Source organism: Mycolicibacillus trivialis (genome assembly GCF_002102395.1).
Taxonomy (GTDB): Bacteria; Actinomycetota; Actinomycetes; order Mycobacteriales; family Mycobacteriaceae; genus Mycobacterium; species Mycobacterium triviale.
Map to the genome: position 1 here is coordinate 1 of NZ_LQPZ01000045.1, position 9,336 is coordinate 9,336.

Annotated in this window: 8 protein-coding genes; 5 read left to right on the forward strand and 3 right to left on the reverse strand. The window is 70.3% G+C overall.

The window, feature by feature from the left end; genetic code table 11:
• The 3 genes from AWC30_RS16005 to AWC30_RS16015 form a co-directional block, all read left to right on the forward strand.
• Positions 1-1,117: alpha/beta hydrolase family protein (locus tag AWC30_RS16005; protein ID WP_109562106.1), on the forward strand; the 1,117-nt coding region annotated here is incomplete at its 5' end.
• Entirely contained in the window at positions 1,114-2,193 is a 1,080-nt protein-coding gene (locus AWC30_RS16010) for a class I SAM-dependent methyltransferase (protein ID WP_085111238.1), read from the forward strand. The genes AWC30_RS16005 and AWC30_RS16010, both read left to right, overlap by 4 nt.
• 113 nt (positions 2,194-2,306) lie before the next feature.
• Positions 2,307-3,860, forward strand: coding sequence for a succinic semialdehyde dehydrogenase (locus AWC30_RS16015; RefSeq protein WP_085111239.1), 1,554 nt, complete (start codon positions 2,307-2,309; stop codon positions 3,858-3,860).
• On the opposite strand, the gene AWC30_RS16020 is transcribed toward AWC30_RS16015, so the two are convergent.
• From AWC30_RS16020 to AWC30_RS16030, 3 genes are read right to left on the reverse strand one after another with little or no spacing between them, the layout of a single operon-like run.
• Positions 3,857-4,669: an amidohydrolase family protein gene (locus AWC30_RS16020; RefSeq protein WP_085111240.1), complete on the reverse strand. Its 813-nt coding sequence runs from the start codon at positions 4,667-4,669 to the stop codon at positions 3,857-3,859. The genes AWC30_RS16015 and AWC30_RS16020 overlap by 4 nt on opposite strands.
• 22 nt (positions 4,670-4,691) lie before the next feature.
• On the reverse strand, positions 4,692-5,813 hold the full coding sequence (locus AWC30_RS16025) for an NAD(P)H-dependent flavin oxidoreductase (protein ID WP_085111241.1): 1,122 nt from the start codon (positions 5,811-5,813) through the stop codon (positions 4,692-4,694).
• Positions 5,813-7,474: a medium/long-chain-fatty-acid--CoA/3-oxocholest-4-en-26-oate--CoA ligase gene (locus tag AWC30_RS16030; protein ID WP_207568465.1), complete on the reverse strand. Its 1,662-nt coding sequence runs from the start codon at positions 7,472-7,474 to the stop codon at positions 5,813-5,815. Before AWC30_RS16030 ends, AWC30_RS16025 begins: the two co-directional genes overlap by 1 nt.
• Before the next feature lie 59 nt (positions 7,475-7,533).
• On the opposite strand from AWC30_RS16030, the gene AWC30_RS16035 reads away from it, so the two are divergent.
• Positions 7,534-8,334, forward strand: coding sequence for a crotonase/enoyl-CoA hydratase family protein (locus tag AWC30_RS16035; RefSeq protein ID WP_085111243.1), 801 nt, complete (start codon positions 7,534-7,536; stop codon positions 8,332-8,334).
• Positions 8,334-9,305 (forward strand): NAD-dependent epimerase/dehydratase family protein, encoded by a 972-nt coding sequence (locus AWC30_RS16040; RefSeq protein WP_085111244.1) that lies wholly within the window; start codon positions 8,334-8,336, stop codon positions 9,303-9,305. The genes AWC30_RS16035 and AWC30_RS16040 overlap by 1 nt, the downstream gene beginning before the upstream one ends.
• Positions 9,306-9,336 lie beyond the last annotated feature (31 nt).

Here is a 9,336-nt window from a genome sequence, read left to right on the forward strand (position 1 = left end):
CGACCCAGCCCCCGACACCGAGGCCACCCGCCCGGGCGCCGGGACCCTGCTCACCGCCCGGCCGCTGACCGGGGCCGCCGCACTGCCCGGCGCAGCGAGCACCAGGGCGATCAGCTACGTCTCCGAGGCCCCCGACGGCAGCTCCTCGGTGGTCACCGGGACGGTGTCGGTGCCGCGCGGTGAACCGCCCACCGAGGGGTGGCCCGTTGTCAGCTGGGCGCACGGCACCACCGGCTACGCCACGGTCTGCGCCCCGTCGCTGGACTTCGACGGCGGCCCCGCCCACGGCTACCTCAAGGTGGTGCAGCCGAGCCTGGACCACTGGGTGACGGCCGGCTACGCGGTGGTGCAGACCGACTATCAGGGCTTGGGCGGCCCGGGCCCGGCGCCGTACATCAACGGCGCCAGCGAGGCCGCCAACGTCGTCGACATCGTGCGAGCGGCCCGCCACCTCGACGAGTCGCTCGGAACCACCTGGGCGGCGATCGGTCACAGCCAGGGCGGCCAGGCGGCCCTGTTCACCGCGGCCCGCGCCGCCGAGCGGGCACCCGAGCTGGACCTGAAGGCCGCGGTCGCGATCGCCCCCGGTTCGGGGTTCGCCGGCTTCGCCGAGGCGGCCGACTCCGCCGACCCCGCGATGGCTGAGTTGCAGCCGTTCCTGCCGCTGGTGGTGCTCGGTGCCGCGGCGGCCGATCCCGGCATCGTCCCCGAAGACCTGGTCGGCGAGCAGTTCCGACCGTTCCTCGACGCCGCGCGCACCCGCTGCCTCGACCAGCTCCGCGAGCTCGACCCGATCCCGGCCGGCCAGGTCCTGGCCCCCGACGCGCAGACCGACCGGCTCAGCGATTACCTCTCCCGCCAGGAGCCGGCCACCGTCCGTCCGCGCGTACCGGTGCTCGTGGTGCAGGGCCTGGCCGACACCACGGTCCCCCCGGCACTCACCGACGCCCTGGTGGACTCGTACTGCTCCGACGGCATCACCGTGGATTACCGCAGTTATTCCGGCGCGGACCACCGGCGCAGCATCGCGGCGTCACTGCCCGACACCGAGTCGTTCGTCGCCGCCATGATGCACGACGAAACCCCGCCGGACAGCTGCGCCGAAGGACCGCGATGACCCACCGCAGGGCTCCGATTACCGAGGAGACCACCGAGGAGTTCGCCGCCCGGGTCACCGCGGCGATCGACGGGGCCGGGCTGACCCTGCTGATCAGCCTGGGCCACCACACCGGTTTGCTGGACACGATGGCCACCATGGGGCCGGCAACCAGCGCCCAGATCGCCGACGCCGCCAGGCTGCACGAGCGTTACGTGCGGGAATGGCTGGGCGGTATGACGGTGGCACGGGTGGTGGACTACGACCCCGCCCAGCGCACGTACCTGCTGCCCGAGGAGCGCGCCGCGGTACTGACCCGCGCCGCCGGCCCGGGAAATCTGGCGCGGTCGGCGCAATACATCCCCATGCTCGCCGAGGTGGAGCAGAAGATCCTGCCCCACTTCCGCAAGGGCGGCGGCCTGCCCTACAGCGCCTATCCCCGCTTCCACGCGGTCATGGCCGAACGCAGCGGCGAGGTGTTCGACGACGCCCTGGTCGACCGGGTGCTGCCCCTGGTCGACGGCTTGCCCGAACGGCTGAGGTCCGGTATCGAGTTGGCCGACTTCGGTTGCGGCAGTGGACATGCGGTCAACGTGATGGCGGAGGCGTTCCCAGCGAGCCGCTTCACCGGTATCGACTTCGCCGATGAGGCTCTCGCGACCGGTGCCCGCGATGCCGAGCGGCGCGGACTGACCAACTCCCGGTTCGAAAGCCATGATCTGACCACGCTGGGCATAACCGCGGCGTTCGACGTCGTCACCGCGTTCGACGCCATTCATGACCAGGCCCAGCCGGCCGCGGTACTGGCCAACATCTATCGTGCGCTGCGCCCCGGCGGCATCCTGCTGATGGCCGACGCCAAGGCCTCCAGCCGACTGGAGGACAACACCGGCGTCCCGATGGCCACCTACCGCTACACGGTCTCGCTCCTGCACTGCATGCCGGTGTCGTTGGCCCTGGACGGAGCCGGGCTGGGCACGATGTGGGGCCGCCAGCAAGCCGTGGCCATGCTGACCGAGGCCGGCTTCGACCACGTCGAGGTCACCGAAATCGATGCGGACCCGAGCAACTACTACTACCTCGCCCGGAAACGCTGAGCCAGGGCCGTCGAGTCTCGCCGGCGGATTCGAGATAGACGGCGATGCACCGCGGACTCGCCGGAGTAGGTTGAAGGTATCGACCAACTACCTTTGAGTAGGAGTGATCCGCCATGCCCGCTCCCTCGCCCGCCGACTTCGACCGGCTGCGCCGCCTCGTCGCCATCGATGACGTCGATGCCCGCCAGTCCCGCACCATCAACGAGGTCTTCACCGGCAAGGAACTGACCACGATCCCGGTCGGTACCGCCGACGACGTGACCGCCGCCTTCGCCAAAGCCCGTGCCGCCCAGGTTCAGTGGGCGAAGCGGCCGGTCGCCCAACGCGCGGCGATCATGGAGCGCTACCGCGACCTGCTGATCGCCAACCGTGACTTCCTGATGGACGTGGCCCAGGCCGAAACCGGCAAGTCCCGGTCCGCGGCCCAGGAAGAGATCGTCGACATGATGCTCAACGCGCGCTACTACGCGCGGCACGCGCCCAAACTGCTCAAACCCACCCGGGTTCAGGGGCTGCTGCCCGGGGTGGTCAAGACCGTGGTCCACCACCAGCCGAAAGGCGTGGTCGGGATCATCTCCCCGTGGAACTACCCGATGACCCTGTCGATCTCCGACGCCATCCCGGCGCTGCTGGCCGGCAACGCCGTCGTCGTGAAACCCGACAGCCAAACCCCCTACTGCACGCTGGCCAACGCCGAACTGCTCTACCAGGCCGGCCTGCCGCGGGAGGTGTTCGCGGTGGTTCCGGGTCCCGGCTCGGTGGTGGGCACCGCCATCGTGGAGAACTGCGACTACCTGATGTTCACCGGGTCCAGCGCCACCGGGCGCACCCTGGCCGAACAGTGCGGCCGGCGGCTGATCGGCTTCTCCGCCGAACTCGGCGGGAAGAACCCGATGATCGTCACCCAGGGCGCGAACCTCAGCGAGGTGGCCAAGGCCGCGACCCGGGCCTGCTTCTCCAACGCCGGGCAGCTGTGCATCTCGGTCGAACGGATCTACGTCGAGAAGCCGATCGCCGAGGAGTTCACCGCCAAGTTCGTCGAGCAGGTGCGGGCGATAAAGCTGGGGCCCGGCTACGACTTCTCCACCGACATGGGCAGCCTGATCTCCGAGGACCAGCTCAAGACGGTCTCCGGCCACGTCGACGACGCCAAGGTCAAGGGCGCCACCGTCCTCGCCGGCGGCAACCCGCGCCCGGACCTCGGCCCGCTGTTCTTCGAGCCGACCGTGCTGAGCGGCGTCAACGATGAGATGGAGTGCGGACGCAACGAGACGTTCGGCCCGGTGGTCGCGATCTACCCGGTCGACGACGTCGAGGAGGCGATCGAGCGGGCCAACGACACCGAGTACGGGCTCAACGCCAGCGTCTGGGCGGCGAGCAAGGCAGAGGGCGAGGCGATCGCCGCCCGGGTCAACGCCGGCACGGTCAACGTCGACGAGGGTTACGCGCTGACGTTCGGTTCCACCGCCGCGCCGATGGGTGGCATGAAGGCCTCCGGGGTGGGGCGGCGGCACGGCCCGGATGGGCTGCTCAAATACACCGAGCCGCAGACCATCTCCACCGCGCGGGTGCTCAACCTCGACCCGCCGCTGGGGATTCCGTCCACCTTCTGGCAGAAGGCGTTCACCCCGATGATCCGCGCGGTGCAGAAGCTGCCGGGCCGTTAGAGGCCGAAGACTCGGGCGGCGTTGCCGCGCAGGTAGTCCACCCGCGTGTCGGCGGTCAGGCCCAACTCGTCGAGACCGGCGAGGGCCCGCTGGTGGCTGATCATCGGGTAGTTGGTGCCGAACAGCACCTTGCGCCGCCCGGTGCCGGTCTTCATGAACCGGATCAGCTCCTCGGGCAGCCGGCGGGTGGTGTAGGCGGAGGTGTCGATGTAGACGTTGGGGTGCTTGCGCGCGACCGCGATCATCTCCTCGGTCCACGGGTAGCCGACGTGCCCGCACACGATCACCAGTTCGGGGAAGTCCAACGCCACCTGGTCGACGTAGGGGATGGGGCGGCCGGTCTCCGAGGGCCGCAGCGGACCGGTGTGGCCCACCTGGGTGCAGAACGGGACCCCCAGCTCCACGCACTCCGCGAACAGTGGGTAGTAACGCCGGTCGGTGGGCGGGGCGTTCCACAGCCACGGCACCACCCGCAGGCCGACGAACCCGTCGTCGCGCACCCGCCGGCGCAGTTCGCGCACGGCGGCCATCGGCCGGTCCAGGTCCACCCCGGCGATCCCGGCGAACCGGCCGGGGTACCGGGCCACCCAGCCGGCGACCTCGTCGTTGGAGACCAGCTCGCCCTGCGGCCCCCACCAGGCGCTGAGCAGTCCGAACCCGACGTTGCCCGCGTCCATCGACGCGATCGTCGCCTCGAGTGGGATCTCGGCGTCCGGGATCTCGTCGCCGGTCCAGCGGCGCAACGACGCCAGCATGTCGTCGGCGAGGAATCGCCGGGTCGGGTGCTGCATCCACACGTCGATGGTCATCGCGCACCCAGCCTAGACCCGCTCAGCCCTCCCGGATGTCGTCCAGGCGCCGGGAGGCCGCCTCGAAACCGGCGACCAAATCGGCGATGATCTCGGCGGCCGGCCGGATCTCGTTCATCCGCCCGACGATCTGCCCGACCGGCATCGCCACCGCGGTGGGGTCGCTGGAGGCGCTCATCCGCTGGTGGGCCTCCCCGACCAGGATGTTCTGCAGCGGCATCGGCAGCGGATCCGGGGCGTCGGGGGCGTCCCAGGCGTCGGTCCAGCGGCTCTTGAGCAGCCGGGCCGGTTTGCCGGAGTAGATGCGGCGACGCACCGTGTCGCTGGAGGTGGCGGCCAGCAACGCCTGCTGGATCACCGAGGCTCCCGACGACCCGCGGGCGCCCAGGTCGTATTCGGCGGCGGTCAGGAACGCCGAACCCATCCAGACCCCGGACGCGCCCAGGGCCAGCGCGGCCGCGATCTGCCGGCCGGTGCCGATACCGCCCGCGGCCAGCACCGGGGCCCGCTCGCCGACCGCGTCGACGATCTCCGGCCACAGCACCACCGACCCGATCTCGCCGGTGTGGCCGCCCGCCTCGTGTCCCTGGGCGACCACGATGTCCACCCCGTTGTCGACGTGCCGGCGGGCGTGGTCGGCGTGCCCGGCCAACGCCGCGACCGGCACCCCGGCCGCATGGGCCTGCTCGATGACGTCGTTCGGCGGGGAGCCCAGCGCGTTGGCGATCAGTGCGATCCGGTGCCGCAGCGCGACCTCGACGTGCGAACGGGCCACCGAGTGCAGCCAGCCCAACACCCCCGCGGAGGACCCGGCGTCACCGGACAGCGGCGGCACCCCCAGCTCGGTCAGGGTCTTGTCGACGAACTCGCGGTGGGCGGCGGGGATGAGCTTGTCGATGTCGACCGCGCTGCCCTCGGTGGGCACGTTGGCCGGCATCACCACGTCCACCCCGTAGGGCTTGCCGTCGGTGTTCTCGTCCATCCAGGTCAGCACCGACTCCAGCTCGTCGGGCTCGTTGAAGCGCACACAGCCGAGCACCCCCAGGCCGCCGGCCCGGCTGACCGCGGCGGCCACCTTCTCCGACGGCGTGAAGACGAATATCGGGTAGTCGACGCCGAACTTCGCGCACAGTTCGGTGCGCATCAGCCACCCGCTCCGGCGTGTTTGGCGTGGACCTCGTCGGCCGGGCGGGCCTCGGTCTGCTCCTTGGCCCACCGGTAGTCGGGCTTGCCCGCCGGGGACCGCTTCACCTCGTCGACGTACCAGAGGCTGCGCGGCACCTTGTAGCCGGCGATCTCGGAGCGGACGAAGGTGTCCAGGTCGGCCAGGCTCGGCCGCACCCCGGGCCGGGTCTGGACCACCGCGGCGACGTGCTGGCCGTACCGCGGGTCGGGCACCCCGACCACCAGGGCGTCGAACACGTCGGGGTGGCCCTTGAGCGCGGCCTCGACCTCCTCGGGGTAGATCTTCTCGCCGCCGGAGTTGATCGACACCGAACCGCGGCCCAGCATCGTCACGGTGCCGTCGGCCTCGACCTGCGCGTAGTCGCCGGGGATGGCGTAGCGCACCCCCTTGATGGTGCGGAACGTCTCGGCGGTCTTCTTCTCGTCCTTGTAGTAGCCGACCGGGATGTGGCCGCGCTTGGCGATGATGCCGCGCACCCCCGACCCGGGCTGCACCTCGTTGCCGTCCTCGTCGAGCACCACGGTGTTCTTGTCGATGGTGACCCGCGGCCCGCCGGTGTGCTCCTGGCCCTTCGCGACGATGCTGGTCCCGCCGAATCCGGTCTCACTGGACCCGATCGAGTCGGTGATGATCCGGTTGGGCAGCAACTCCAGCAGCTTCTCCTTGATCGACGGGGAGAACAGCGCGGCGGTCGAGGCCAGCAGGAACAGCGACGCCAGGTTGTAGTCCTCGCCGCGGTCCCGGGCGGCCAGCAGCGCGTCGAGCAGCGGGCGGCCCATCGCGTCGCCGGTGAAGAACAGCAGGTTGACCTTGTGGTCGTGGATGGTCCGCCACACCGCGTCGGCGTCGAACTCCGGCGCCAGCACCACGGTCTGGCCACTGAACAGCGACATCCAGGTCGCCGACTGGGTGGCGCCGTGGATCATCGGCGGGATCGGGTAGCGGATCATCGGCGGGTTGGCCGCGGCGGCCTTGGCCAGGTCGTACTCGTCGGCGACCGGCTCGCCGGTGGCGAAGTCGGTGCCGCCGAACAGCACCCGGTAGATGTCCTCGTGGCGCCACATCACGCCCTTGGGGAATCCGGTGGTGCCGCCGGTGTAGAGCAGGTAGATGTCGTCTTCGCTGCGCGGGCCGAAGTCGCGCTCGGGTGAGCCCTGGGCCAGCGCGGTCTCGAACTCGACCCCACCGTAGCCGCTGTAGTCCAGGTCGCTGCCGTCCTCGATCACCAGGATCGTCTTGACGTTCGGGGTCTCCGGCAGCACGTTGGCGACTTTGTCGGAGTACTGGCGTTCGTGCACCAGCGCCACCATGTCGGAGTTGTCGAACAGGTAGCGCAGTTCGCCTTCGACGTAGCGGAAGTTGACGTTGACCAGGATCGCGCCGGCTTTGACGATGCCGAGCATCGCCACGACGATCTCGTTGCGGTTGCGGCAGTACAGCCCGACCTTGTCGTCCTTCTTGACGCCCTGGTCGATCAGGTAGTGCGCCAGCCGGTTGGCCTTCTCCTCCAACTGCGCGTAGGTCAGTTGCTCGTCACCGCAGATCAGAGCGACCCGGTCGGGGACGGCGTCGATGGTGTGTTCGGCCAGATCGGCGATGTTGAGAGCCACGACACACAAACTAGAACGTGTTACATTTCCTTTCAAGTTCGACCCCGTCGGGAAAGGGAGGCGACACGGTGGCCGAGGCGACACAACAGCCCCACGCGCTGGTCGAGCAGCGCGGACACACCCTGATCGTCACGCTGAACCGACCCGAGGCGCGTAACGCGTTGTCCAGCGAGATGCTCTCGATCATGGTCGAGGCCTGGGACCGGGTCGACGCCGACGACGACATCCGCAGCTGCATCCTCACCGGCGCCGGCGGCTACTTCTGCGCCGGCATGGACCTCAAGGCCGCCAACAAGAAGGCGCCCGGCGACTCGTTCAAGGACGGCAGCTACGACCCGTCGCGCATCGACGCCCTGCTCAAGGGCCGCCGGCTGACCAAGCCGCTGATCGCCGCCGTCGAGGGCCCGGCGATCGCCGGGGGCACCGAGATCCTGCAGGGCACCGACATCCGGGTGGCCGGCGAGAGCGCCAAGTTCGGCATCTCCGAGGCGAAATGGAGCCTGTACCCGATGGGCGGCTCCGCGGTGCGCCTGGTCCGCCAGATCCCCTACACGATGGCGTGCGACCTGCTGTTCACCGGCAGGCACATCACCGCCGCCGAGGCCCGCGAGATGGGGCTGATCGGCTACGTGGTGCCCGACGGTTCCGCGCTGACCAAGGCGCTGGAGATCGCCGAGACGATCAACAACAACGGTCCGCTGGCGGTGCAGGCGATGCTGCGCACCATCCACGAGACCGAGGGCATGCACGAGAACGACGCGTTCAAGCTCGACACCAAGATCGGCATCGAGGTGTTCCTCTCCGAGGACGCCAAGGAAGGCCCGCGCGCGTTCGCCGAGAAACGCGCCCCGCAGTTCAAGAACCGCTGATGCTGATCGCGGTCACCGGTGGGACCGGGTACATCGGAGCGCACACCGTGCGCGCGCTGCTGCAGGCCGGCCACGCGGTGCGACTGCTGGTGGCGCCGGGCTGCGCCGACGAGCCGGTCATTCCCCGGCTGCGCGAACTGGGTGAGCTGACCACCCTCGACGGCGACATCCGCACCGAGGACACCGTCGCCGAACTGCTCGACGGCGCGGACGCGGTGCTGCACGGTGCCGCCGTCGTCGGCACCGACGACCGGCGCGAGAAGCTGATGTGGGAGGTCAACGCCCACGCCGGGGAGATGGTGCTGACCCGCGCGGCCGAGGCCGGGCTGGACCCGATCGTCTCGGTGAGCAGCTACAGCACGATGTTCCCGCCGCCCGACGGCGTGATCGGACCGGACACCCCGGTCGTCCCCGGCCGCAGCGCCTACGCCCGCACCAAGGCCTACGCCGAGCGGGTGGCCCGGGAACTGCAGCGCGATGGCGCGCCGGTCGTCATCACCTACCCGTCGAGCGTCGTCGGCCCGGCGTTCCACACCGCGCCCGGCGTCACCGAGCAGGGCTGGGAGCCGATCGTGAAGTTCGGCGTGGCGCCGCGGATGCGCGGCGGCATGCAGATGGTCGACGTGCGTGACGTCGCCGAGGTGCACACCCGGGTGATGGCCCCGGGGGGCGGTCCGCACCGGTACGTCTGCGGCGGGGTGATGGTGAGTTTCGACGAGATGATCACCGCGGTGGAAGCGGGGCTGGGCACGCCGATCCGACGGTTCCCGCTCCCGCCAGCGGGCTTCCGGGCGATCGGCCGGATCGCCGACGTGGCGAGCCGGATCGTGCCGGTGGGGGCGGGCCTCACCTACGAGGCCGCGTGGCTGCTGACCGAGGCCACCCCGACCGACGACTCGGCGACCCTCGCCGACCTGGCGATGACCTGGCGCTCCCCGACCGCGGCGATCACCGAGTCGTTTCGCGGCTGAGCCCCCTCCCCTTCTCCTTCCCCTCAACGCG

Bases quoted from the DNA above. Each gene is read 5' to 3' on its own strand.
- AWC30_RS16010 (WP_085111238.1), top strand. From the start codon at position 1,114: ATGACCCACCGCAGGGCTCCGATTACCGAGGAGACCACCGAGGAGTTC.
- AWC30_RS16015 (WP_085111239.1), top strand. From the start codon at position 2,307: ATGCCCGCTCCCTCGCCCGCCGACTTCGACCGGCTGCGCCGCCTCGTC.
- AWC30_RS16020 (WP_085111240.1), bottom strand. From the start codon at position 4,669: ATGACCATCGACGTGTGGATGCAGCACCCGACCCGGCGATTCCTCGCC.
- AWC30_RS16025 (WP_085111241.1), bottom strand. From the start codon at position 5,813: ATGCGCACCGAACTGTGCGCGAAGTTCGGCGTCGACTACCCGATATTC.
- AWC30_RS16040 (WP_085111244.1), top strand. From the start codon at position 8,334: ATGCTGATCGCGGTCACCGGTGGGACCGGGTACATCGGAGCGCACACC.